Here is a 24,122-nt window from a genome sequence, read left to right on the forward strand (position 1 = left end):
CAGCGACCGACCCGCTGACATCCCAGCCGACACCCACCAGTCCGAAGGGCAGGTGATGGTCCCGGCAGGCGGCCGGACCCCGCAACCCGAGGTCCGGCCGCCCCCAGGGGCCGCGCACAGTGCTTGCTTACCTCATCCGGCGCCTGAGCGCCGTCATTGTGATGGTGCTGATCGTCCTGCTGACGACGTTCGCCATCTTCTTCCTGCTGCCGAAGTGGTCCGGGCAGGACGTCGCCACGCTCTTCGCGGGCAAGGCCACATCGCCGGAGCAACTTGCGGGCATCCGCGTCAAGCTCGGTCTCAACGACCCGCTGCTCGTGCAGTTCTGGGACTTCGTCAGGGCGATCCCGATGGGCCGGGACTACGTCTCCGGCGGCAGTGTGACCCACTGTCCCGCGCCGTGCCTCGGCTACTCCTTCCGTACGGAGGAGCCGGTCTGGAACACCATCACCGGCGCCCTGCCGGTGACCGTGGCGCTCGCCGCGGGCGCCTGCATCCTGTGGCTGGTCGGCGGCGTGGCCGTGGGTGTCGTCTCCGCGCTGAAGCGGGGCACCGTCTGGGACCGCAGCGCGATGATCGCCGCGCTCTCCGGCGTCTCCATGCCGATCTTCTTCACCGGCATGGTGATGATGGGCATCTTCGTCCACAGCCTGGGGCTCATCAAGATCAGCGACAGTCTGTCCAGCGACCAGTCCATCGGGACCTGGATCGAGACGCTGATCCTGCCGTGGATCGCCCTGGCCTTCCTGCAGGCGGCGATGTACGCCCGCCTCACCCGGGCCACCATGCTCGAGGTCATGGGCGAGGACTACATTCGTACCGCCCGCTCCAAGGGCCTCGGTGAACGGGCCGTCATCACCCGGCACGCCCTGCGCTCCACCATGACGCCGATCCTCACCGTCTTCGGTCTCGACCTGGGCGTGCTGATGGGCGGCGCCATCCTGACGGAGTCGACCTTCGGGCTGAAGGGCGTCGGATTCGAAGCCGTCAACGCCGTCGAGGCGAAGGACCTCCCGGTGATCCTGGGGGTCACCCTGGTCATGTCGCTGGCCATCGCCATCGCGAACCTCGTCGTCGACATGATGTACGCCGTGATCGACCCCCGAGTGAGGCTGGGATGAGCGAGCAGAGCAACACCGGGACCGTCGTGGGCGAGCCCTTCGCGGCCGACTCCCGGCCGCCGTCCGCCTTCCTCGAGGTCCGTGACCTCAAGGTGCACTTCCCCACCGACGACGGGATCGTGAAGTCCGTCGACGGCCTGAACTTCACGCTGGAGAAGGGCCGGACCCTCGGCATCGTGGGCGAGTCCGGCTCCGGCAAGTCCGTGACCTCGCTGGGCATCATGGGCCTGCACACGGTCGGCCAGTACTCCAAGCGCCGGGCGCAGGTCTCCGGCGAGATCTGGCTGGACGGGGAGGAGCTGCTGTCCTCCCCGACGGACAAGGTGCGCAGGCTGCGCGGCCGTGAGATGGCGATGATCTTCCAGGATCCGCTGTCGGCCCTGCACCCGTACTACACGATCGGCAAGCAGATCGTGGAGGCCTACCGGGTCCACCACGACGTCGACAAGAAGGTCGCGCGCAAGCGGGCCGTCGAGATGCTCGACCGCGTCGGCATCCCGCAGCCCGACAAGCGCGTCGACTCCTATCCGCACGAGTTCTCGGGCGGCATGCGCCAGCGCGCGATGATCGCGATGGCCCTCGTCAACAACCCCGAACTCCTCATCGCCGACGAGCCGACCACCGCGCTCGACGTGACGGTGCAGGCGCAGATCCTCGACCTGATCCGCGACCTCCAGAAGGAGTTCGGCTCGGCCGTCATCATGATCACGCACGACCTCGGTGTCGTCGCGGAGATGGCCGACGAACTGCTGGTCATGTACGGCGGCCGGTGCGTCGAGCGGGGCACGGCGGAACAGGTCTTCACCACGCCCCAACACCCGTACACCTGGGGCCTGCTGGGCTCGATGCCGCGCATCGACCGGGACCAGGGCGAGCGGCTCACGCCGGTCAAGGGGTCCCCGCCGAGCCTCATCAACCTGCCGAGCGGCTGCGCCTTCAACCCGCGCTGCCCGTACGCGGACGTGCCCAAGGACAACGTCACGCGCACCGAGCGACCCGAACTGCGGGAGGTCGGCTCCGGACACTTCTCCGCCTGCCACATGTCGGGCGAGGAGCGCGAGCGGATCTGGAACGAAGAGATTGCGCCGAAGCTGTGACGGATGCCAAAGGTACGGACGGCAAAGGACCTGACACCGAGATGACGCCCCCTACGATCCCCCAGCAGGTGACGACCTCTCCGGACGCGGCGGCTGGCGAACCGCTGCTCAAGGTCGACGGCCTGGTCAAGCACTTCCCCATCCGCAAGGGCCTGCTCAAGCGGCAGGTCGCCGCCGTGCAGGCGGTCGACGGGCTCTCCTTCGACGTCCGTGCCGGTGAGACGCTCGGCGTCGTGGGCGAGTCCGGCTGCGGCAAGTCGACGATGGGCCGGCTGATCACGCGGCTGCTCGAACCCACGGGTGGGCGCGTCGAGTTCGAGGGCAGGGACATCACGCACCTCGGCACCGGCGGCATGAGGCCGCTGCGCCGCGACGTGCAGATGATCTTCCAGGACCCGTACTCCTCGCTGAACCCGCGCCACAACATCGGCACGATCGTCGGCGCGCCCTTCCGCCTCCAGGGCGTCAAGCCCGAGGGCGGCGTGCGCAAGACGGTGCAGGAGCTCCTGGAGAAGGTCGGGCTCAACCCCGAGCACTACAACCGCTATCCGCACGAGTTCTCCGGCGGTCAGCGGCAACGCATCGGCATCGCACGGGCGTTGGCGCTGCGCCCGAAGCTGGTGGTGGCCGACGAGCCGGTCTCGGCGCTCGACGTCTCGATCCAGGCGCAGGTGGTCAACCTCCTGGACGACCTCCAGGACGAGCTGGGGCTCACGTACGTGATCATCGCGCACGACCTGTCGGTCATCCGGCACGTCTCCGACCGGATCGCGGTGATGTACCTCGGCAAGATCGTGGAGCTGGCGGACCGCGACGACCTCTACTCGACGCCGATGCACCCGTACACGAAGGCGCTGCTGTCGGCGGTGCCGGTGCCGGACCCGAAACGGCGTGGCGCCAAGAGCGAGCGCATCCTGCTGCGCGGCGACGTGCCGTCGCCGATCGATCCGCCGACGGGGTGCCGGTTCCACACGCGGTGCTGGAAGGCGACGGAGCTCTGCACGACGAAGGAGCCCCCGCTGGTGCAGCTCGGCACCGGCCACCAGGTGGCCTGCCACCACCCGGAGAACGCGCCGGACCAGGCCCCCGAGGACACGAAGCTCCTCCAGGTGGCGAACGAGGCGATCGACGTGATCACGGTCCCCGAAACGGTCGAGTCCGAGGAGCCTGCTCCGGAGGACCGGAAGACGGACTAGGTCCGCCGCACGGGGCTCCGCGCCTCAATCGCCGGCGGGGCTTGGCATTTCAAGCCCCTGCGGCGATTGAGCAGCGGGGTCCGGGGCGGAGCCCCGTGGCGTCGCCCCCGTTCCGGCGCATATGGCCCGATGGGGTCATGTACATGCATACCCCCCGAGCGGCAGCATTCCGCTGTCCGTTACACCGGAACCCGCTCGAAGGGACGCCCCATGGCACTATCCCGTTCGGCACGACTGGCCGCGCTCACCGTCGCCGCCGCCTCCTTCTGTCTGATCGCCGCCGCCCCCGCCCCCACCCCCGGCTCCGACGGCGTCGGCGACCCGTACTTCCCGCAGCTCGGCAACGGCGGCTACGACGCCCGGCACTACGCCCTCGACGTCGACTACAACCCCGACACCGACCGCCTCGACGGCCGCACGACCCTCACCGCGCGCGCCACCCAGAACCTCTCCGCCTTCGACCTCGACCTGCAGAAGCTGACCGTCACCAAGGTCGAAGTGAACGGCAGACGCGCCGACTTCACGCGCAGCGGCGACGAGCTGCGCATCACCCCGCGCACCTCGATCCGCAAGGGCAACACCTTCACCACGACCGTCACGTACGGCGGTGTGCCCGAACCCCTCAGCGGCCCCATCGTCTTCGGCTCCGACTACGGCTGGATGAAGACGGACGACGGCGTCTTCGTCGCGTGCGAGCCGAACGCCGCCTCCACCTGGTTCCCGTCCAGCGACCACCCGTCGGACAAGGCCACGTACGACATCAAGATCAAGGCTCCGAAGGGCCTGACCGGCGTGTCGAACGGCCGGCTTGTCGACACGTACGACACCGACAAGGGCAAGCGGACCGTCCACCACTGGCGCGAGACCAAGCCCATGGCGACGTATCTCGCGACCGCCACCATCGGCAAGTTCGACGTGAAGACCGGAAAGACGGCCGGCGGCATCCCCGTCTACGTGGCCATCGACCCCGTCCTCGCCAACAGCAACAACGTCGACGTCTACGCCGTGACCGCCGAGGCCACCGACTACTGGTCGCAGGTCTTCGGCCCGTACCCGTTCGAGGAGACGGGTGCGATCGTCGACGACATGCCGCAGGCCGGGTTCTCCCTGGAGACCCAGTCCAAGCCCATCTACTCGGCCGTCCGCTCCGAGTCGACGATCGTGCACGAGCTGGCCCACCAGTGGTTCGGCGACTCGGTCTCCGTCGAGCAGTGGAAGAACATCTGGCTCAACGAGGGCTTCGCCACGTACGCCCAGTGGCTGTGGACCGAGCACAAGGGCGGCGCCTCCGCCCACGACTCCTTCCTCGCCGGGTACAACTCCCGCCCCGCGAACTCCACGTTCTGGCAGGTGAAGGTCGGCGACCCGCAGCGCGACACGATGTTCGCCTCCGCCGTCTACCAGCGCGGCGCGATGACGCTCCAGATGCTGCGCGAGCGCATCGGCGACAAGGCGTTCTTCAAGCTGCTGCCGCAGTGGACGCGGCTGCACAGCTACGGAAACGCCGACACGGACGACTTCATCGCCCTCGCCGAGCGGGTCTCCGGGCAGCAGCTCGACGACCTGTTCGACACGTGGCTCTTCACGACGGGCAAGCCGAGTCTGTAGCTCGCCCGCGCACGCGACAGGCGGTCGCGACAGGTAAGAATGTCGCGTGCTTCAGGAACTGTTCAGTCCCTCCGTCCAGCATTGGCTCGACCTCATCGGGATCTTCGTCTTCGCGATCTCCGGCGCCCTGATGGCCGTCCGCAAGAACTGGGACGTCTTCGGGATCGCCGCGCTCGCGGAGGTCACCGCGCTGGGCGGAGGGGTGTTCCGCGACCTGGTCATCGGCGCCGTGCCGCCGGCCGCCTTCACCGACCTCGGCTATTTCGTCACGCCGCTGATCGCCGCCGCGCTCGTCTTCTTCCTGCACCCGGAGGTCGAGCGCACCCAGACCGCGGTGAACGTCTTCGACGCGGCGGGCCTCGGCCTGTTCTGCGTCACGGGCACGACGAAGGCGTACGACTACGGTCTCGGCCTCACCGCGTCCGCCGCGCTCGGCCTCGCCACGGCGGTCGGCGGCGGTGTGCTGCGCGACATCATCGCCAACGAGGTGCCCTCGCTGGTGCGCTGGGACCGCGATCTGTACGCGGTGCCCGCGATGGTCGGCGCCGGGATCGTCGTCCTGTGCATCCACCTCGACGCCCTGGACGGCCTCACCAGCGCCCTCGCGGTCCTCACCGCGTTCGTGCTGCGGCTGCTCGCGATGCGCTACCACTGGCGGGCGCCGCGCGCCTGGAACCGCAGGTCGGCCGGGGTGGAAGTGACGGAGGAGACGCCGTAGCCCCGGACCGGGGGTCGGTGAAAGCTACCGCTTAGTAATTTCCTGTTGTACGTTTCCGGGTATGGCAGACGCAGTATCCACGCAGAGTCGCCCGGCGACCATCGGTGACAGCGAGTTCGACCGCGACACCGCCGTCACGCGGCGCGCGGGCGAGCCCGGGGTCTACGACATCGACCTCTCCGCGGGCTGGACGATCATCAACGCCCTCAACGGCGGCTACCTCCTCGCCGTGCTCGGCCGCGCCCTCGCGGACGCCCTGCCGCACGACGACCCGTTCACGATCTCGGCGCACTACCTGACCGCGTCCGCGCCGGGCCCCGCCGTGATCAGGACCGATGTGGCCCGCACCGGCCGCACCCTCTCCACGGGCCAGGCCTCCCTGTTCCAGTACGCGGAGGACGGCAGCGAGGTCGAGCGGATCCGGGTCATCGCGTCGTACGGCGATCTGGACACGCTCCCCGACGACGTGCGCACGAGCGCCGAGCCACCCGTGCTGCCCGCCATCGACCAGTGCTTCGGCGCGGGCGACGCCCCCGAGGGCGCGCCGCCCGTGCCCGGCAGCTCCGCGATCTCCGACCGGCTGCACCTGAAGCTCGACCCGGCGACGCTGGGCTGGGCGCTCGGCGCGCCGTCCGGCAAGGGTGAGATGCGCGCCTGGTTCGGCCTCGCCGACGGCCGCGACATGGACCCGCTGTCGCTGCTGCTCGCGGTGGACGCGCTGCCGCCGACCGCCTTCGAGATGGGCCTCAAGGGCTGGGTGCCGACGGTCGAGCTGACCGTCCACGTGCGCTGCCGCCCGGCCCCAGGACCCGTCCGCGTCGCGATCACGACGCGGAACCTGGCCGGCGGTTTCCTGGAGGAGGACGCCGAGATCTGGGACGCGAAGGACCGCCTGGTGGCCCAGTCCCGCCAGCTCGCGCGCGTACGCCTCGGCTGAGCGAACCTATGCGCGCAGGAACTCGCCCAGTACGGCGGCGAGTTCCGCGGGCGCGTCCTCCTGGACGAGATGCCCGGCGCCCTCGATGATCCGCAGCTCGGCGCCGGGGATCAGCTTGGCCAGCTCGTGTGCCCGCTCGACCGGGATCCAGCTGTCCTCGGCGCCCCAGGCGACCAGGACGGGCAGGTCCAACTCCCCGTAGCGGCCCTGGATGTCGTCGGTGGCCGCCCACAGCGGGTTCTGCTCGATCTGCCGGTAGAAGGAGTCCTTGCCGGCCCGGGTCAGCCAGGGCGCGACCACGCGCGCGTGCGTCTCGGGGTGCAGCCCGTGGTGGCTGCCGGAGGCGATGTAGCGGTGCACGAGCGCCTCGTGCAGATCGGGCGGCAACTGCCGGAACACGTCGGCGTGCTCGGCGAGCAGCCGGTACGTGGGGGAGCCCCACGGCCGGATCGCCACCGGGTCGACCAGGGCGAGGCGTTCGTACGCGGCCCCGTGCACCAGGTGTGCGCGCAGCGCGACGCAGCCGCCGAAGTCGTGGCCCACGACGGCGGGCCCGCGCCCCTCGCCGGTCAGGCCCCAGTGGTCGAGCAGCTCCGTCAGGACGCGGGCCTGGGTGTCGAGCGAGAGGTCCTGCCCGGCGCGCGTCTCGGAGTCGCCGTAGCCCGGCAGATCCCATACGTGGACCCGGTGTTGACGCGCGAGCGCGCGGGCCGGCTGCCGCCAGACGTACGAGGAGAACGGCGTGCCGTGGACGAGGACGACGGGCGGCGCGTCGGCCGGCCCGAGTGACGTCCAGCGGATCTCGCCGGACGAGCTGGAGAAGCTTCGGTCGAGGTTCCAGTCGGCTGCTGTCATGACCGTAACGCTAGTTGGTCATGACGCGTCGAGCCAGTGCTTTCGGCCGATGCTGACGAGCCGCAGCTGCCGCTCGGCCCGGTCCGCGACCTGCTCGAACTCCTCGGCAGGCGTCGTGAGCAGCAGCGATGCCGTCACCAGCATGTGATCCACGTACAGATTCGCCAGCATTCTCAGATCCTCCTCGCTCCAGCCCGCCGCGCCGGGATCGCGCCCGAGCGCCTCCCGCACCTCGTCGGCGAACTGTCCGAGCTGCTCGCCGATCGCCTCCCGGACGCGCTGTACGCCGCCGTGCCGCTCGCGCGCGATGAAGCGGACGTGCGCGGGGTACGCGTGCACATGGCGGGTGATCAGCTCGACGGTGCGCGTGATCCGCTCGTCGCTGTCCCACGTCGCCGTCAGCGCGTCGCGGATCACCGCGTGCAGGCTGCCGAGCGCCTCCTCGACCAGGGCCACTCCGAGGTCGGCCGTGCTGTCGAAGTGCCGGTAGAAGGCGGTCGGGGTCACGCCCACGGCGCGCGTCACCTCGCGCAGGCCGAGGCTGCTGAGGCTCTGGTCCTCCAGCAGTCCCAACGCCGCGTCCAGGAGCGCCTGTCGGGTCTTCTGTTTCTGCGCCTGACGGGCGCCGAGGGTGTGACTCATGTCATCCAGTTAACAACTGTTCTCTGTAATGGGGAAGTCGTGACGCGAGCTAGACTCCATAGTCAGTGAACAGTTGTAACCCAACTTTTCGAGAGGCTTCCATGCTGTTCCTCGTAGCGGCCCTCCTGCTGCTGGGCTTCGCGCTCGGCACCGTGGCCCACGCCCCGCTTCCCGTCACGCTCGTCGCGGCCGCCGTCATCGGTGTCTGGCTGGCCGTCTTCGCCGTCCGCGAGCGCCACGCGCGCCGCCGGCACCAGCACTGAACCGTCAGCAGTTCACGCATTCAGGGGGTATCACCGTGCAACTCACCGCAGAACCGCAGACGACGTCCCGGCCCCAGGCCCGTCCCACCGGACGACGGGACGCCGACGGCATGGCCGTCGCCTCGTTCGTCCTCGGCCTGGTCGGGCTGCTCGTCATGAACGTCTTCCTCGGCCCCGTCTCGATCATCCTCGCGTCCGTCGCCCTGTGGCGCGGCACCGAGCGACGCGGCCGCGCCTTCCTCGGGCTCGGTCTCGGCCTCGCCGACCTCGTCGTGCTCGGCGCCCTGATCGCCGCCGACGGCACGATGTCCTGGAGCATCACGGGCTGACCGTCAAACGCGCACACGTGGGCTCGTAGAATCGAGCCCACCATGGCTTACCTCGACCACGCCGCGACCACTCCGATGCTCCCGGAGGCGGTCGAGGTGCTGACCGCCCAGCTCGCCGTCACCGGCAACGCCTCGTCCCTGCACGCCGCGGGACGCCGCGCCCGGCGCACCGTCGAGGAGTCCCGCGAGACCCTCGCCGAGTCGCTCGGTGCCCGGCCCAGCGAGGTCGTGTTCACCTCGGGCGGCACCGAGGCCGACAACCTCGCCGTCAAGGGCCTGTACTGGGCGCGCCGCGCCGCGGACCCGGCCCGCACCCGGGTCCTCTCCAGCCCCGTCGAGCACCACGCCGTGCTCGACGCCGTGCACTGGCTCGCCGAGCACGAGGGCGCGACCGTGGAGTACCTGCCCGTCGACGCGTACGGGCGCGTGCACGCCGAAGCGCTGCGCGAAGCGATCTCACGCAACCCCGACGACGTCGCGCTCGCCACTGTGATGTGGGCCAACAACGAGATCGGCACGATCCAGCCGGTGCGTGAACTGGCCGACGTGGCGGGCGAGTTCGACGTCCCGCTGCACGCCGACGCGGTGCAGGCCTACGGGCAGCTCCCGGTCGACTTCGCCGCCTCCGGGCTCGCCGCGATGACGGTGTCGGGCCACAAGGTCGGCGGCCCCTACGGCATCGGCGCCCTCCTGCTCGGTCGTGAGTACACCCCCGTCCCCGTGCTGCACGGTGGCGGGCAGGAGCGGCACGTCCGCTCCGGCACGCTCGACGTCCCCGCGATCGCGTCCTTCGCCACGGCGGGCCGGATCGCGACCGAGCGGCGCGAGTGGTTCGCCCGGGAGATCGGCGCGCTCCGGGACGCCCTGGTCACCGCCGTGCGCACCGCCGTCCCCGAGGCGATCCTCGGCGGCGACCCGGAGCCGGGCGGCCGGCTGCCCGCCAACGCCCACTTCACCTTCCCCGGCTGCGAGGGCGACTCGCTGCTCCTGCTCCTGGACGCGCAGGGCATCGAGTGCTCCACGGGCTCGGCCTGCACCGCCGGCGTCGCCCAGCCGAGCCACGTACTGCTCGCCACCGGCACCGAGCCGGACCTGGCGCGCGGCACGCTCCGCTTCTCCCTCGGCCACACCACGACGAAGGCCGACGTGGAGGCGGTGGCGACGGCGATCGGGCCGGTGGTGGAGCGCGCGAGGTCGGCGGGGCTCACGTAGGGCGCTGTTACGCCTTCGCCGAGCCGTCCCGCTCGTACGCCGTCTTCACCAGGCGTATGTACCGGTCCCAGTCCCAGTGCGGCCCCGGGTCGGTGTGGTCGGTGCCCGGCACCTCGACGTGCCCGATGATGTGCTCCCGGTCGACCGGTATGTCGTAACGCCTGCAGATCCGGGCGGTGAGCCGCGCGGACGCCTCGTACATCGCGTCCGTGAAGTCCTCGGGCCGGTCCACGAAGCCCTCGTGCTCGATGCCGACACTGCGTTCGTTGTAGTCCCGGTTCCCCGCGTGGAACGCGACGTCCAGCTCCCGGATCATCTGCGCGATGTGCCCGTCCTGCCGGACCACGTAGTGCGCCGCCGCTCCGTGCCACGGGTCCTTGAAGACCTTCAAAGTGCCCTGGTAGCTGCCCTGGGTGACGTGAATGATGACCCGGTCGACGGTGTAGTCCGCGGGGCGGTCCGCCCGCCGCCAGTTCGCCGCCGCCGCGGCCACCCACTCCGCGCCCTTGAAGTCCACCGCGCCGGCCTTGCGCGGCTTGTCGACCCCCGGCATCTGCCACCACATGCGGGCGAGATCGCCGCGCGCGAGCAGCCCGACGCCCACCGCCGAAGCGGCTCCGCCGATGATCAGGGTCCTGCGGCTGATCCCGCGATCACCGTCCCCGCCCCGGCCCTTCCCCGAACCGGCCTTCTTGCTCGCCATCCGACGCCCCCGTCCGTCCCGTACGAGATCCACAACGGATATCCGAACGATTCGGTTCCCGCGGGCCCGTACCCTGTTAGTGCTATGACTTCGCAGACCTCGATGCTCCCCGCCGACCGCCCCCTCCGCGTCCTCGCCGCCATGTCGGGAGGCGTCGACTCCGCCGTCGCCGCGGCCCGCGCCGCCGAAGCGGGCCACGACGTGACCGGCGTGCATCTCGCGCTCTCGGCGAACCCGCAATCGTTCCGCACCGGCGCCCGCGGCTGCTGCACCATCGAGGACTCCCGCGACGCGCGCCGCGCGGCCGACGTCATCGGCATCCCGTTCTACGTCTGGGACCTCGCCGAGCGCTTCCGCGAGGACGTCGTCGAGGACTTCGTCGCGGAGTACGAGGCGGGCCGCACGCCGAACCCGTGCCTGCGCTGCAACGAGAAGATCAAGTTCGCCGCGCTCCTCGACAAGGCCCTCGCCCTCGGTTTCGACGCGGTCTGCACGGGCCACTACGCGCAGGTGATCGTCAACGAGAGGGGCGAGCGCGAGCTGCACCGCGCCGCCGACATGGCCAAGGACCAGAGCTACGTCCTCGGCGTCCTGGACGACCGCCAGCTCGCCCACGCGATGTTCCCGCTGGGCGACACGGAGACGACGAAGGAAGAGATCCGCGCGGAGGCCGAGCGCCGCGACCTGGCGGTCGCCAAGAAGCCCGACTCCCACGACATCTGCTTCATCGCCGACGGCGACACCCAGGGCTTCCTCGCGAACCGCCTCGGCAAGGCGGAGGGCGACATCGTCGACGAGTCGGGTGCCAAGCTCGGCACGCACGAGGGCGCCTTCGGCTACACGATCGGCCAGCGCAAGGGCCTGCGCATCGGCAGGCCGGCCGCCGACGGCAAGCCGCGCTACGTCCTGGACATCTCCCCGGTGGACAACACGGTGACGGTGGGCCCGCTCGAGGCCCTCGACGTCACGGCGCTCACCGCCATCAAGCCCCGCTGGTGCGGCGCCGCGCCGACGGGCCCCGGCACGTACACGGCCCAACTGCGCGCGCACGGCGGCGAGACCGAGGTGTCGGCGGAGCTGGTGGACGACGAGCTGCGGGTCCGCTTCACGGAGGCCGTCCGCGGCGTCGCCCCCGGCCAGGCGATCGTGCTGTACGACGGCACGCGCGTGGTGGGCTCGGCGACCATCGCGACGACGGAGCGGGCCACCGCGGCGGTCTGAGCCGGCCCGGGCTCTAGCGGCCCTGCAAGTAGTACTGCAGTACGGCACCCAGCTGCCCGCACCACTCGGACGCCTGCGCCTTCTTCCGGGCCTGCACCTGGCAGGTGTAGACGGCGCCGTCCGACATCGCGGCCGTGACGAACACCCCGGACGGCATCGGCTGGAAATTGGCCGTGCGGACGTGCGACCAGGGCAGGTCGATGGCGTGCGGCCCCTGCTCGAAGTGCAGCCCGTCCACGTCCAGGACCATGCCGTTGTGCTGGTCGGCGGCCACGAACTCCGGTCCGGCGGGCCCTGCCGGTGGCCCCGCCGGGGGAGCGGGCGGCGTGGGCGCGTGCGAGGGCGGCGGCGGGGCCACCGGAGGGTGCGGCGGCGGGGCCGGAGCGAACGGCGGCGGGGGACCGCCGAACCCTCCCGTCGGAACGTTCTGCTGTCCGTCTCCGTGAGTCATGTCGCCTCACCCTCCGCCGTGCGCCGTGTACCTCCTCATTCGACCACGCGCGCGTGGTTACGCGGCGTCGACCTGCGTCTCGTAGAAGCACAGGTGGTCCTTGATCGCGGCCACCTCGGCCTTCGGCTCCGGGTACGCCCACACCAGGTCCCGCGCGCCGGGCAGCGACCAGTAGGAGGCGTCCCCCTTGAAGGGGCAGTGCGTCGTCGTGTCGGATGCCGTCAACAGCTCGGTGCGCACGTCCTCCGGAGGCAGGTAGTACCGCACCGGACAGCCGGTCTCCTTCAGCACCAGCGGGCGCGAGCTCTCCGCGAGCACCTGCCCTTCGTGGACGACCCGCACGCGCTGCGAGCCCTGCTCGACGGTGATCGTGTGTCCTTGAGTCATACGTGTGTCAGCGCTCACAGCGGGCGGGTTCTTCCCGGGGACGGCCGCGGATCGCCGTCAGTGGCGGCCCGTACGGTAGAGGGCATGAACATCTGCGTCTTCCTCTCCGCCGCCGACCTCGACGAGCGCTACACCCGCCCCGCCCGCGAATTCGCCGAACTGATCGGCAAGGGCGGGCACACGCTCGTGTGGGGCGGCTCGGAGAGCGGCCTCATGAAGGTCGTCGCCGACGGCGTCGCAGAGTCCGGCGGGCGGCTCACCGGGGTGTCCGTGGACTTCCTCGCTGCCAAGGCGCGCGCGGTCACCGCGCCCGACGAGATGGTGATCGCCAAGGACCTCGCGGAGCGCAAGGCGCTGCTCCTGGAGAAGTCCGACGCCGTCGTGATCATGGTGGGCGGCACCGGCACGCTCGACGAGGCCACCGAGATCCTGGAGCTGAAGAAGCACGGCAAGACCGACAAGCCGATCGTGCTGCTCAACTCCGAGGGCTTCTACGACGGCCTGAAGGAACAGTTCCGGCGCATGGAGGACGAGGGCTTTCTCCCGATCCCCCTCACTGACCTCGTCTTCTTTGCCGAGGAGCCGGTCGGCGCCCTGGCTTACCTCGAGGAGTCGCGCGGCATCGAGTAGTGCGAGCATGGCGGGCATGGCTACACATGTGATCACCGGCGCCGGTTCCGGAATCGGCGCCGCCGTCGCCCGCCGCCTGCACGAGCGCGGCGACGAAATCTTCCTCCACGCGCGCGACGCGGGCCGCGCCAAGGAGCTTGCCGCCGAGTACCCCGGCGCCCGGACGCTCGTCGGCGACCTCTCCGACCCGGACAAGCTGTCCTGGGCCTTCTCGCACCAGACGCTGCCCGACCGGATCGACTCGCTGCTGCACATCGCCGGCGTCGTCGACCTGGGCAAGGTCGGGGAGCTCACCCCGAAGTCGTGGCGCAACCAGCTCAACGTGAACCTCATCGCCCCGGCTGAGCTGACCCGCCACTTCCTGCCCCAACTCCGCGTCGCCCAGGGGCACGTGGTCTTCGTGAACTCGGGCTCCGGCCTGAACGCCCACGCGGGCTGGTCCGCGTACGGCGCCTCCAAGCACGGCCTGAAGGGCCTCGCGGACGCGCTGCGCGAGGAGGAGCACGGCAACGGCGTGCGCGTCACGTCCGTCTACCCGGGCCGCACCGCGAGCGCCATGCAGGCCAAGGTGCACCAGCAGGAGGGCAAGGAGTACGACCCCTCGCGCTGGATCGACCCCGAGTCCGTCGCCACGACGATCCTCATGGCCCTCGACCTCCCGCGCGACGCCGAGGTCAACGACCTGACGGTGCGACCCGGCCGCTGACGTGCCGCCCGCCCGGCGGCCGGCGTTACGTACCCTTCCTGGGTGGATGAAAAGAGCGACTTCAGGTGGGGGCCGGCCACGGGCGTCGGTTCGATGCCCGGTGGTGATGCCCGTGAGGCCGCCAAGACCGTGACCGGCAGCTTCGAGGGGCCCGAGCAGGGGATGCCGTTCCTCGCCGAGCTGCCCGCGCGCGGGCCCGGCGCCGACATGATCGGCCGCACCGCCGGGATGCTGGTCGACCTCTACGCGCGCGTAGAGCCCAGCGGCTGGCGGATCGGCGACCGGCCCGGCCGGGACACCAAGCGCGCCAGGTCCTGGCTCGGCGAGGACCTCGACGCGCTCGAGGAGTTCACGCAGGGGTACGAGGGCCCGCTCAAGGTCCAGGCCGTCGGGCCGTGGACCCTCGCCGCCGCACTGGAGTTGAGGAACGGGGAGGCCGCGCTCTCCGACCTCGGCGCCTGCCGCGACCTCGCCGCGTCCCTCGCCGAGGGCCTGCGCACACACATCGCGGATGTACGCCGCCGGGTGCCCGGCGCCCAGGTGATGCTCCAGCTCGACGAGCCCTCCCTCATCGCCGTGCTGCGCGGACGGATCAAGACCGCCAGCGAGTACCGCACGCACCGCGCCGTCGACCGCCAGATCGTCGAGAGCGCGCTGCGGGACGTCATGGGCGTGCTCGACGACGGGCCGCGGCTCGTCCACTCGTGCGCCCCCGACGTGCCGTTCGCCCTCCTGCGCCGGGCCGGCGCCGACGCGGTCTCCTTCGACTTCTCGCTGCTCACCGAGCGTGACGACGAGGTGCTCGGGGAGTCCGTCGAGGCCGGTCTGCGACTCGTCGCCGGTGTCGTGCCGGGCGTGGACGGCCCATTGTCAGACCCTGCCGGTAGCGTCATGGGTGTCAGGACGCTGTGGCGCAGGCTGGGGCTGAATCCGGGTTCCCTCGCGGACTCGGTGGTGCTCACGCCGTCGTGCGGACTCGCGGGTGCGTCGCCCGCGTACGCCCGCGCGGCGCTCGCCCACTGCGTCCGGGCGGCGAGATCACTCGCGGACAACCCTGAGTGACCGTGGACGAAGGCGAACGGGAGGACGAGACGGTGGCTGACGCACTGCAGAGCGAGGGCACGGTGCCCGCCGAGGCGCGGGACGAGCATGCCCGGCTGGCCGAGCAGATCGAGGAGCACCGCTTCCGGTACTACGTGAACGACGCTCCGGTCGTTTCCGACGCCGAGTTCGACAAGCTCCTGCGCTCCCTGGAGGCGCTGGAGGAGGCCCACCCCGAGCTGCGCACTCCGGACTCGCCGACCCAGAAGGTCGCGGGCCAGTACGAGACGGTGTTCACGTCCGTGGAGCACCGCGAGCGCATGCTGTCGCTCGACAACGCCTTCGACGACGAGGAGTTGGCGGCCTGGGCCGACCGCGTCGCCAAGGACGTGGGCGCGCCGGGCTACCACTTCCTGTGCGAGCTGAAGATCGACGGCCTCGCGGTCAACCTGACGTACGAGGACGGCCGGCTCACGCGCGCGGCCACGCGTGGGGACGGCCGGGTCGGCGAGGACATCACGTCCAACGTCCGCACGATCACGGAGATCCCGAACCGCCTCAAGGGCGACAACATCCCGCCGCTCGTCGAGATCCGCGGCGAGGTCTTCTTCCCGATGGACAAGTTCGAGGAGCTGAACGCGCGGCTGGTCGAGGCCGGCGACAAGCCCTTCGCCAACCCGCGCAACGCGGCGGCGGGTTCGCTGCGCCAGAAGGACCCGCGCGTCACCGCGACGCGCCCGCTGCACATGGTGGTGCACGGCATCGGCGCCCGCGAGGGCTTCGACATCGACCGTCTCTCCGAGGCGTACGCCCTGCTGCGCGAGTGGGGCCTGCCCACCACGAAGTACAGCAAGGTGGTCGACGACCTCGACGGCGTCCGGAAGTTCATCGCGTACTACGGAGAGAACCGCCACTCCGTGGACCACGAGATCGACGGCGCCGTCATCAAGCTCGACGAGATCCCGCTCCAGGGCCGCCTCGGCTCCACGGCGCGCGCCCCGCGCTGGGCCATCGCCTGGAAGTTCCCGCCCGAGGAGGTCAACACCAAGCTGCTCAACATCCGCGTGGGCGTGGGCCGCACGGGCCGCGTCACGCCGTACGCGCAGGTGGAGCCGGTCACCGTCGCGGGCTCCGAGGTCGAGTTCGCGACGCTGCACAACCAGGAGATCGTCAAGAAGAAGGGCGTGTTCATCGGGGACACGGTCGTCATCCGCAAGGCCGGTGACGTCATCCCCGAGATCCTCGGCCCGGTCGCCGATCTGCGGGACGGCAGCGAGTACGAGTTCGTGATGCCCGCCGAGTGCCCCGAGTGCGGCACCCCGCTGCGGGCCATGAAGGAGGGCGACATCGACCTCCGCTGCCCCAACGCCCGCACGTGCCCGGCCCAGTTGCGCGAGCGCCTGTTCTACCTGGGCGGCCGCCAGAGCCTGGACATCGAGAACTTCGGGTACGTCGCGGCCGCCGCGCTCACCGGGCCGCTGGAGCCGGAGCAGCCGCCGCTCACGGACGAGGGTGACCTGTTCAGCCTCACGATGGACCAGCTCCTGCCCATCAAGGCGTACGTCCTCGACCAGGACAGCGGACTGCCCAAGCGCGATCCGAAGACCGGCGAGGAGAAGATCGCGGACATCTTCGCCACCAAGGCGGGGGAGCCGCGCAAGAACGCCGTCTCGATGCTGGAGCACATCGAGGCCGCCAAGAGCCGCCCGCTGGCCCGGGTCATCAACGGCCTGTCGATCCGTCACGTCGGCCCGGTCGCCGCCGAGGCGCTCGCCCGCGAGTTCCGCTCCATCGACCGCATCGACCAGGCCACCGAGGAGGAGCTCGCCGCCACGGACGGAGTGGGCGGAATCATCGCCGCCTCCGTGAAGCAGTGGTTCGCCGAGGACTGGCATCGGGAGATTCTGCGGAAGTGGCGTGAGGCCGGTGTGAGGATGGAAGAGGAAGGGGCGGGAGAGGACGAGGGACCTCGCCCCCTCGAAGGACTCACGGTCGTGGTCACCGGGACACTGCAGAACTTCACGCGGGATGGCGCAAAAGAGGCCCTGCAGACCAGAGGCGCCAAGGTGACGGGTTCCGTTTCCAAGAAGACGTCCTTCGTGGTCGTGGGCGACAACCCCGGCTCCAAGTACGACAAGGCCATGCAGGTCAAGGTTCCGGTTCTGGACGAGGACGGGTTCGCCGTGCTGCTGGAACAGGGGCCCGAGGCCGCCGCTGAAGTGGCGCTTCCCGCCGAGCAGGAGACCGCCGAGTAGCGGCGGCGGGTCACTCGATCGGCGCATATCAGACGCAGGCGGAACGCCGGGGTCATTCGGGCAACCGTGCCCGGGCGCGTCCGTCTGGTGCCCGTGGAAGCCTTCTGCGGCCTACTGTTGAGGTGTGCGCCTGCCGAGTCCTGCTGCGGATGGGGCGAATCCTCGCCCGCTGGGTACGAGGAGAGCGGGCAGCGGACGCAGGCACCGCCGGCAGTGAGAGGGACGGGAATGGAACCGACCGAGAGCGCCGCCCCGGACTCACGCCTGCGTCCACGTCGACGTGCGCGGCGCGATGCGGCACCGCGCCCCGCCCGCGGCGGGGGAGCCGACGGCAGCGACAGCGGTCACGGGGAGAACGAGCGCGGTGGTGTGGTGAACTGGCGCAAATGGTGGCGCGGAGCCGGATTCGGCGCCGCCGATCGGACGAGCGGCGCTTCGGCCCCTGAAGCGCCCGGCCCCGAAGTACCGGGCCACGAAGGGCTGCTGAGGCGCGGGGCGCGGGACCACCCGGCGGACAGCGGCAGTTCGGCCCACGCCCACACCGCGTCCGGCGCCGAGGAACCCGCCCCGGCCCGGCCCCGGGGCGCCGACGAGCCCCCGCGCGCTCTGCCCGCCCGCACCCCGAGGATCGAGGGCGCGTCCGGCGAGCGGATATCCGACGACCGGGGACCGGGCGCGCGCCCGCAGGACATCGGCGCGGCCTCCCACCCGCACGCCTCCCACCCCCGTGTGTCCGCAGCCGGCCCGGTCGTGCACGGCCGCATCGCGGACGGCCGGCCGGAGCTCACCGCGGGAGGCGCCCGGCCCGCCGCGGCCCACCGCGGCGCGGGAATCGGCAGGGGCCCGCTCCCCGGGACCGTCCCCGCGGGCGGCAGCGTCGGCATGGCGACCCCCGCGCGCAATCAGCTCGCCGGCCAGGGCGAGACCTCGCGGGCCGCGCTCGTGCCGCTGCTGCCCGGCGTCGTGGTGGCGCTCGCCGCCGTGGTGCTCGGCGGCGGGTTCTACTGGTCGCTCGACCAGGGGCACGCGCTCTTCCCGTCCGGCACGGTCGGCTGGTGCCTCGCGATCCTGACCGGGATCATCGTCGGCCACCTCGTCGCGCTCGGCCGCGACCGCTGGTGGGGCGGCACCGGATCCGGCGCGGCCCTCACCCTCGCGGTGCTGCTCCTGTACGGCTGGGTGCCCGCGGGCATGGTCAGCCTCACCGTCGTCGTCCTCGTCGGCATCGCCCGCAGGCACTGCTGGCGCCAGGGCCTGCTGCACGGTGCGATCGACATCCTCGGCATCGGCGCGGGCGCCCTCGTCCTCGCCGCGTTCGGCCGCGTGCCGTCCGTCGAGGCGCCGTGGAAGCCGGAGGGCTGGGGACTGTCCACGGTGCCCGAGGTGGCCCTCGCGGCGCTCGCCTATCTTCTGATCACCCGAACCCTGCTCTGGTACGTGCATGCGCCACCGAACTCGGGGCTTCCGACCGTCGCCCGCACCTCGCTCGTGCGGCAGGGCCTGGTCGCCGTCGCGCTGCTCGGGATCGCGCCGCTGATCTGTGTCGTCGCCATCGCGCTGCCGGTGCTGCTGCCGCTGTTCGCGATCCCGCTGATCGCGCTCGACTCCACGCTGTGGATCGCGCGGGCCCGAGCCGAGGAACAACTGCGCGACCCGCTCACCGGACTGCCGAACCGGCAGTGGCTGCTCGAGCGCACCTGGAGCGCGCTCGACGACGCCGAGCGGATCGGGGTGCGCAGCGCGCTGATGCTGATCGACCTCGACCGGTTCCGTTCGGTGAACGACACGCTCGGGCATCTCGCGGGCGACCGGCTCCTGTTGCAGATCGCGGATCGGCTGAGAGCGGCGCTGCCGCGCGGCGCGGAGGTCGCGCGCCTCGGCGGCGACGAGTTCGCGGTGCTGCTGCCCGTCGCCGACTCCACGACGTCCGCGACGCGGGTGGCCCGCAACCTCGTGGCGACCCTGGGCTCCCCGCTCGATCTGGACGGGCTGACCCTCGTACTGGAGGCGAGCGCGGGACTCGCCGTCTTCCCCGACCACGCGCTGGACGCGGAGGGCCTGCTGCGCCGGGCCGACGTCGCGATGTACCAGGCCAAGCGGGACCGCACGGGCGTCGAGGTCTACGAGTCGAAGCGGGACTCCAACACGCCCGACCGGCTCGGCCTGTTGGGCGACCTGCGGCGCGCGCTCGACGCGGGCGAGGTGGAGCTGCACTACCAGCCGAAGGTCAGGTTCGACGGGCACGTCGCGGGCCTGGAGGCGCTCGTACGGTGGGTGCACCCGGAGCGCGGGAAGGTGCCGCCGGACGAGTTCATCGCCATCGCCGAGTCGTCCGGGCTCATGCCGCACCTGACCGAGTACGTCCTGGAGACCGCCCTCGCGCAGGTCGCGCGCTGGCGTGCGCAGGGGCTGCACGTGCCGGTCGCGGTGAACGTGTCGCCGCGTGATGTGCACACGCCCGGCTTCGCCGGAGCGGTCGCCGCGCGGCTCGCCCGGCACGGCGTGCCGGCCGGGTCGCTGCAGCTGGAGATAACGGAGCACGTGCTCCTGGAGGACCCGCAGCGGGCCGCCGACACCCTGGCCGGGCTCACCGGGCACGGCGTGAAGATGTCGCTCGACGACTTCGGCACCGGGTACTCGTCCCTCGTGCACCTGCGGCGGCTCCCGGTCAGCGAGCTGAAGATCGACCGGTCGTTCGTGGCCCGGCTCGCCGTGGACACCGAGGACGCGGAGATCGTCCGCTGCACCGTCGACCTGGCGCACTCGCTCGGCCTGCTGGTCGTCGCCGAGGGCGTCGAGGACGACGAGACGTGGGAGCGGCTGCGCGACCTCGGCTGTGACGCGGTGCAGGGCTGGCTGGTCGCCGCGGCGATGCCGCCCGACGAGACGACGGCGTGGCTCCGCGCCCGCGGCGCCCGCGGCTGGCGCCCGCCGGCGGCCCTCCCGGCAGCCCAGCCCGACGACTGCGGGCCCCTCGGCTGACGGTCCCCGGGGGCCCGGGGGGGGTGCGGCCCCACCCCGCCCCCGTAAACCGTTTACCGACCACGGTGCCGCGCCCCATAGGATTGGGGTCAAACCGAGAACACGCACCCCGTGAGGATCCGCATGCCTGGCATCACGCGCGAGGAGGTCGCCCACCTCGCCCGGCTGGCGCGTCTGGAGCTGAAGCCCGAAGAGCTCGACCACTTCGCAGGCCAGCTCGACGACATCATCGGCGCGGTCGCCCGCGTCAGTGAGGTCGCCGACCAAGACGTACCGCCGACTTCGCACCCGCTGCCGCTGACGAACGTCATGCGCAAGGACGAGGTCCGTCCGTCGCTCACCCCCGAGCAGGCGCTCTCCGGCGCCCCGGCCCAGGAGCAGCAGCGTTTCAAGGTGCCGCAGATCCTGGGGGAGGACTAAACAGTCATGACGGACATCAACGTCAACATCATCAAGCTGACCGCCGCCGAGATCGCCGCGAAGATCGCGTCCGGTGAGCTCACCGCCGTCGAGGTCACCGAGGCCCATCTGGCCCGGATCGAGGCCGTCGACGAGAAGGTGAACGCCTTCCTGCACGTCGACCGCGAGGGCGCCCTGAAGCAGGCCGCCGCCGTCGACGCGAAGGTCAAGAGCGGCGAGAAGCTCGGCCCGCTGGCCGGCGTCCCGCTCGCGCTGAAGGACATCTTCACCACCGAGGGGATCCCGACCACCGTCGGCTCCAAGATCCTCGAGGGCTGGATCCCGCCGTACGACGCGACGCTGGTCAAGAACCTGAAGGCCGCCGACGTCGTCATCCTCGGCAAGACCAACATGGACGAGTTCGCCATGGGGTCGTCGACCGAGAACAGCGCGTACGGCCCGACCGGCAACCCGTGGGACCTCACCCGCATCCCCGGCGGCTCCGGCGGCGGCTCCTCCGCCTCCCTCGCCGCGTACGAGGCCCCGCTCGCCATCGGCACGGACACCGGCGGCTCGATCCGCCAGCCCGCCGCCGTCACCGGCACCGTCGGCGTCAAGCCGACCTACGGCGGCGTCTCCCGCTTCGGCATGGTCGCGTTCTCGTCCTCCCTGGACCAGGGCGGCCCCTGCGCCCGTACGGTGCTCGACGCGGCGCTGCTGCACGAGGCCATCGCGGGCCACGACCCGCTCGACTCCACGTCCATCGACGCCCCGGTCCCGGCCGTCGTCGAGGCCGCGAGGAACGGCAGCGTGCAGGGCATGCGCGTCGGCGTCGTCAAGCAGTTCCGCGGCGAGGGCTACCAGGCCGGCGTCGTGCAGCGCTTCGACGAGTCCGTCGAGCTGCTGAAGTCGCTGGGTGCCGAGATCGTCGAGCTGGACTGCCCGTCGTTCGACCTGGCGCTGTCCGCGTACTACCTGATCGCGCCGTCCGAGTGCTCCTCGAACCTCGCCCGGTTCGACGCCATGCGCTACGGCCTGCGCGTCGGCGACGACGGCTCGCACTCCGCCGAGGACGTCACCGCGCTGACCCGCGAGGCCGGCTTCGGCGACGAGGTCAAGCGCCGCATCATCCTCGGTACGTACGCCCTGTCGAGCGGCTACTACGACGCGTACTACGGCAGCGCCCAGAAGGTGCGCACGCTGATCACCCAGGAGTTCGAGGCCGCGTTCGAGCAGGTCGACGTCATCGTGTCGCCGACCACGCCGACCACCGCCTTCCCGATCGGCGAGCGCGCCGACGACCCGATGGCGATGTATCTCGCGGACCTCTGCACGATTCCGACCAACCTCGCGGGGAACTCGGCGATGTCGCTGCCCTGCGGCCTGGCCCCCGAGGACGGGCTGCCGGTCGGTCTGCAGATCATCGCCCCCGCGATGAAGGACGACCGCCTGTACAAGGTGGGGTCCGCCGTCGAGGCCGCTTTCGTGGAAAAGTGGGGGCACCCGCTGCTTGAGGAGGCTCCGTCGCTGTGAGTGCCATGGCAAAGAAGGCCAAGAACTTCAAGAAGTCCAAGTCCGGCGTCTACATCTCGCTGGCCAGCACCGCCTTCGGCGCGATCAGCGTCGCGAAGCAGGCGAAGATGGCCCGCAACGACAACGACACGCTGCGTCTCGTCGACGCCGCCGTGTCCGCCGCCGCCATCGTCACCGGTATGGCGATCCTCTACCGGGAGCTCAAGCGCCTGGGCGACGACGACGTCCTGCTGGGCTGAGAGGGAAGTTTCAACAATCGTGACTGCCACGACCACTTCCGAGCTGATGGGGTACGAGGACGCGCTCGCGTCGTACGACCCGGTCATGGGCCTCGAGGTCCACGTCGAGCTCGGTACGAAGACGAAGATGTTCTGCGGCTGCTCCACCGAGCTGAAGCAGGACGCCAACAGCCAGACCTGTCCCACCTGTCTCGGCCTGCCCGGCGCGCTGCCGGTCGTGAACGAGATCGGCGTCGAGTCGGCCATCAAGATCGGCCTCGCGCTCAACTGCTCGATCGCCGAGTGGTGCCGCTTCGCCCGGAAGAACTACTTCTATCCGGACATGCCGAAGAACTTCCAGACCTCCCAGTACGACGAGCCGATCGCCTTCGACGGCTACCTCGACGTACAGCTGGAGGACGGCGAGGTCTTCCGCGTGGAGATCGAGCGCGCCCACATGGAGGAGGACACCGGCAAGTCGACGCACGTCGGCGGTGCCACGGGCCGCATCCAGGGCGCCTCGCACTCGCTGCTCGACTACAACCGCGCGGGCATCCCGCTCATCGAGATCGTCACCAAGCCCATCGAGGGCGCGGGCGAGCGGGCCCCCGAGGTCGCGAAGGCGTACGTCGCCGAGCTGCGCGAGGTCATCAAGGCGCTCGACGTGTCCGAGGCCCGGATGGACAAGGGCCAGATGCGCTGCGACGTGAACCTGTCGCTGCGGCCCAACGGGACCGAGAAGTTCGGCACGCGCTCCGAGACGAAGAACGTGAACTCGCTGCGTTCCGTCGAGCGTGCGGCCCGGTACGAGATCCAGCGGCACGCCGCTGTGCTGTCGTCCGGCGGTTCGATCGTGCAGGAGACCCGTCACTTCCACGAGGAGGACGGCTCCACCACGTCGGGGCGCATCAAGGACAACGCCGAGGACTACCGGTACTTCCCGGAGCCCGACCTGGTGCCCGTCGCCCCGTCCCGCGAGTGGGTCGAGGCGCTGCGCGCCGAGCTGCCGGAGATGCCGCTGGCGCAGCGCAACCGGCTGATCGAGGAGTGGGCCATCAGCGCCCACGACATGCAGTCGATCCGCAACGCCGGTGCCATCGGCCCGATCGTCGCCACCATCGCGGCCGGCGCCGACTCGGCGTCCGCCCGCAAGTGGTGGATGGGCGAGCTGGCCCGCTCCGCGAACGACCAGGGTGTCGAGCTCGGCGCGCTGCCGATCACGCCGGAGCAGGTGGCCCGCGTGTCCGAGCTGGTCGCCGCCGGTGACCTCAACGACAAGCTGGCCCGCCAGGTCATCGACGGGGTGCTGAAGGGTGAGGGCACGCCGGACGAGGTCGTCGAGAAGCGCGGCCTGAAGGTCGTCTCGGACGAGGGTGCGCTGTCCACGGCCGTGGACGAGGCCATCGCCGGCAACCCCGGGGTTGCCGACAAGATCCGTGGCGGCAAGGTCGCTGCCGCGGGGGCGCTCGTCGGGGCGGTCATGAAGGCGACCCGGGGTCAGGCCGACGCGGCGCGCGTCAAGGAGCTGATCCTGGAGAAGTTGGGCGTCTCCGACGGTTGATCGGATTCTGGGCGGCGGGGCATCGGGCAGCCGGTGCCCCGCCGCCTTTCCGTGTCC

Annotated in this window: 24 protein-coding genes; 19 read left to right on the forward strand and 5 right to left on the reverse strand. The window is 71.0% G+C overall.

Annotated features, from left to right (window positions below; translation table 11 throughout):
* Positions 1–119: 119 nt before the first annotated feature.
* From ACZ7L4_RS34990 to ACZ7L4_RS35015, 6 genes are all read left to right on the forward strand, one after another.
* Positions 120–1,121, forward strand: a complete 1,002-nt coding sequence (locus ACZ7L4_RS34990; protein ID WP_472108901.1) for an ABC transporter permease — start codon at positions 120–122, stop codon at positions 1,119–1,121.
* Positions 1,118–2,218 (forward strand): ABC transporter ATP-binding protein, encoded by a 1,101-nt coding sequence (locus ACZ7L4_RS34995; protein ID WP_472108903.1) that lies wholly within the window; start codon positions 1,118–1,120, stop codon positions 2,216–2,218. Before ACZ7L4_RS34990 ends, ACZ7L4_RS34995 begins: the two co-directional genes overlap by 4 nt.
* A 41-nt stretch (positions 2,219–2,259) precedes the next feature.
* Positions 2,260–3,414 carry an ABC transporter ATP-binding protein gene (locus tag ACZ7L4_RS35000; RefSeq protein WP_472108904.1) on the forward strand — a complete coding sequence of 385 codons (1,155 nt, stop codon included), beginning with the start codon at positions 2,260–2,262 and terminating at the stop codon, positions 3,412–3,414.
* Positions 3,415–3,624: 210 nt separating this feature from the next.
* Positions 3,625–5,022, forward strand: coding sequence for a M1 family metallopeptidase (locus tag ACZ7L4_RS35005; RefSeq protein WP_472108906.1), 1,398 nt, complete (start codon positions 3,625–3,627; stop codon positions 5,020–5,022).
* Positions 5,023–5,068: 46 nt separating this feature from the next.
* Positions 5,069–5,740, forward strand: a complete 672-nt coding sequence (locus ACZ7L4_RS35010) for a trimeric intracellular cation channel family protein (protein WP_472108907.1) — start codon at positions 5,069–5,071, stop codon at positions 5,738–5,740.
* Positions 5,741–5,801: 61 nt separating this feature from the next.
* A complete protein-coding gene (locus tag ACZ7L4_RS35015; RefSeq protein WP_472108908.1) occupies positions 5,802–6,677 on the forward strand; it encodes a thioesterase family protein in 876 nt (291 codons plus the stop codon).
* Between the two features lie 6 nt (positions 6,678–6,683).
* Here ACZ7L4_RS35015 and ACZ7L4_RS35020 read toward each other — a convergent pair whose 3' ends face one another.
* Positions 6,684–7,532, reverse strand: a complete 849-nt coding sequence (locus tag ACZ7L4_RS35020; protein WP_472108910.1) for an alpha/beta fold hydrolase — start codon at positions 7,530–7,532, stop codon at positions 6,684–6,686.
* An 18-nt stretch (positions 7,533–7,550) separates the two neighbouring features.
* Entirely contained in the window at positions 7,551–8,174 is a 624-nt protein-coding gene (locus tag ACZ7L4_RS35025) for a TetR family transcriptional regulator (protein WP_472108912.1), read from the reverse strand.
* A gap of 101 nt (positions 8,175–8,275) precedes the next feature.
* Between ACZ7L4_RS35025 and ACZ7L4_RS35030 the strand changes: the two genes are divergently transcribed.
* Genes ACZ7L4_RS35030 through ACZ7L4_RS35040 form a run of 3 tightly spaced genes read left to right on the forward strand, consistent with a single transcriptional unit; the run spans position 8,276 to position 9,978 of the window.
* Complete coding sequence (locus ACZ7L4_RS35030; protein ID WP_266714344.1) at positions 8,276–8,437, forward strand: hypothetical protein; 162 nt, start codon at positions 8,276–8,278, stop codon at positions 8,435–8,437.
* Between the two features lie 35 nt (positions 8,438–8,472).
* Complete coding sequence (locus ACZ7L4_RS35035; RefSeq protein ID WP_472108913.1) at positions 8,473–8,766, forward strand: hypothetical protein; 294 nt, start codon at positions 8,473–8,475, stop codon at positions 8,764–8,766.
* A 42-nt stretch (positions 8,767–8,808) separates the two neighbouring features.
* The gene (locus ACZ7L4_RS35040) at positions 8,809–9,978 is read left to right on the forward strand and encodes a cysteine desulfurase family protein (protein WP_472108915.1); all 1,170 of its coding nucleotides are present in this window, start codon (positions 8,809–8,811) and stop codon (positions 9,976–9,978) included.
* A gap of 7 nt (positions 9,979–9,985) precedes the next feature.
* On the opposite strand, the gene ACZ7L4_RS35045 is transcribed toward ACZ7L4_RS35040, so the two are convergent.
* On the reverse strand, positions 9,986–10,681 hold the full coding sequence (locus tag ACZ7L4_RS35045; RefSeq protein ID WP_472108917.1) for an N-acetylmuramoyl-L-alanine amidase: 696 nt from the start codon (positions 10,679–10,681) through the stop codon (positions 9,986–9,988).
* An 84-nt stretch (positions 10,682–10,765) separates the two neighbouring features.
* Here ACZ7L4_RS35045 and mnmA point away from each other — a divergent pair, with 84 nt between their 5' ends.
* Positions 10,766–11,902 carry a tRNA 2-thiouridine(34) synthase MnmA gene (gene mnmA, locus ACZ7L4_RS35050; RefSeq protein ID WP_472108918.1) on the forward strand — a complete coding sequence of 379 codons (1,137 nt, stop codon included), beginning with the start codon at positions 10,766–10,768 and terminating at the stop codon, positions 11,900–11,902.
* 13 nt (positions 11,903–11,915) lie between these two features.
* Here the strand turns inward: mnmA and ACZ7L4_RS35055 are convergent, their stop codons facing one another.
* Entirely contained in the window at positions 11,916–12,353 is a 438-nt protein-coding gene (locus ACZ7L4_RS35055; protein WP_472108919.1) for a hypothetical protein, read from the reverse strand.
* Between the two features lie 57 nt (positions 12,354–12,410).
* Complete coding sequence (locus tag ACZ7L4_RS35060) at positions 12,411–12,740, reverse strand: DUF427 domain-containing protein (protein ID WP_472108921.1); 330 nt, start codon at positions 12,738–12,740, stop codon at positions 12,411–12,413.
* Positions 12,741–12,824: 84 nt separating this feature from the next.
* On the opposite strand from ACZ7L4_RS35060, the gene ACZ7L4_RS35065 reads away from it, so the two are divergent.
* From ACZ7L4_RS35065 to gatB, 9 genes are all read left to right on the forward strand, one after another.
* A complete protein-coding gene (locus ACZ7L4_RS35065; protein ID WP_472108923.1) occupies positions 12,825–13,370 on the forward strand; it encodes an LOG family protein in 546 nt (181 codons plus the stop codon).
* Between the two features lie 16 nt (positions 13,371–13,386).
* Positions 13,387–14,076, forward strand: a complete 690-nt coding sequence (locus tag ACZ7L4_RS35070; RefSeq protein ID WP_472108925.1) for an SDR family oxidoreductase — start codon at positions 13,387–13,389, stop codon at positions 14,074–14,076.
* A 42-nt stretch (positions 14,077–14,118) separates the two neighbouring features.
* On the forward strand, positions 14,119–15,138 hold the full coding sequence (locus ACZ7L4_RS35075) for a methionine synthase (protein ID WP_472108927.1): 1,020 nt from the start codon (positions 14,119–14,121) through the stop codon (positions 15,136–15,138).
* 32 nt (positions 15,139–15,170) lie between these two features.
* Positions 15,171–17,372 carry an NAD-dependent DNA ligase LigA gene (gene ligA / locus ACZ7L4_RS35080; protein ID WP_472108929.1) on the forward strand — a complete coding sequence of 734 codons (2,202 nt, stop codon included), beginning with the start codon at positions 15,171–15,173 and terminating at the stop codon, positions 17,370–17,372.
* Between the two features lie 372 nt (positions 17,373–17,744).
* Positions 17,745–20,354: a putative bifunctional diguanylate cyclase/phosphodiesterase gene (locus ACZ7L4_RS35085; RefSeq protein WP_472108931.1), complete on the forward strand. Its 2,610-nt coding sequence runs from the start codon at positions 17,745–17,747 to the stop codon at positions 20,352–20,354.
* A gap of 123 nt (positions 20,355–20,477) precedes the next feature.
* Entirely contained in the window at positions 20,478–20,774 is a 297-nt protein-coding gene (gene gatC, locus ACZ7L4_RS35090) for an Asp-tRNA(Asn)/Glu-tRNA(Gln) amidotransferase subunit GatC (RefSeq protein WP_016432511.1), read from the forward strand.
* Positions 20,775–20,780: 6 nt separating this feature from the next.
* Positions 20,781–22,286: an Asp-tRNA(Asn)/Glu-tRNA(Gln) amidotransferase subunit GatA gene (gatA, locus tag ACZ7L4_RS35095; RefSeq protein ID WP_472108933.1), complete on the forward strand. Its 1,506-nt coding sequence runs from the start codon at positions 20,781–20,783 to the stop codon at positions 22,284–22,286.
* Positions 22,287–22,291: 5 nt separating this feature from the next.
* Positions 22,292–22,525, forward strand: a complete 234-nt coding sequence (locus tag ACZ7L4_RS35100) for a hypothetical protein (protein WP_450817748.1) — start codon at positions 22,292–22,294, stop codon at positions 22,523–22,525.
* A 19-nt stretch (positions 22,526–22,544) separates the two neighbouring features.
* Positions 22,545–24,065: an Asp-tRNA(Asn)/Glu-tRNA(Gln) amidotransferase subunit GatB gene (gene gatB / locus ACZ7L4_RS35105; RefSeq protein WP_472108935.1), complete on the forward strand. Its 1,521-nt coding sequence runs from the start codon at positions 22,545–22,547 to the stop codon at positions 24,063–24,065.
* Positions 24,066–24,122 lie beyond the last annotated feature (57 nt).

This window comes from Streptomyces sp. NPDC107575 (genome assembly GCF_055657265.1).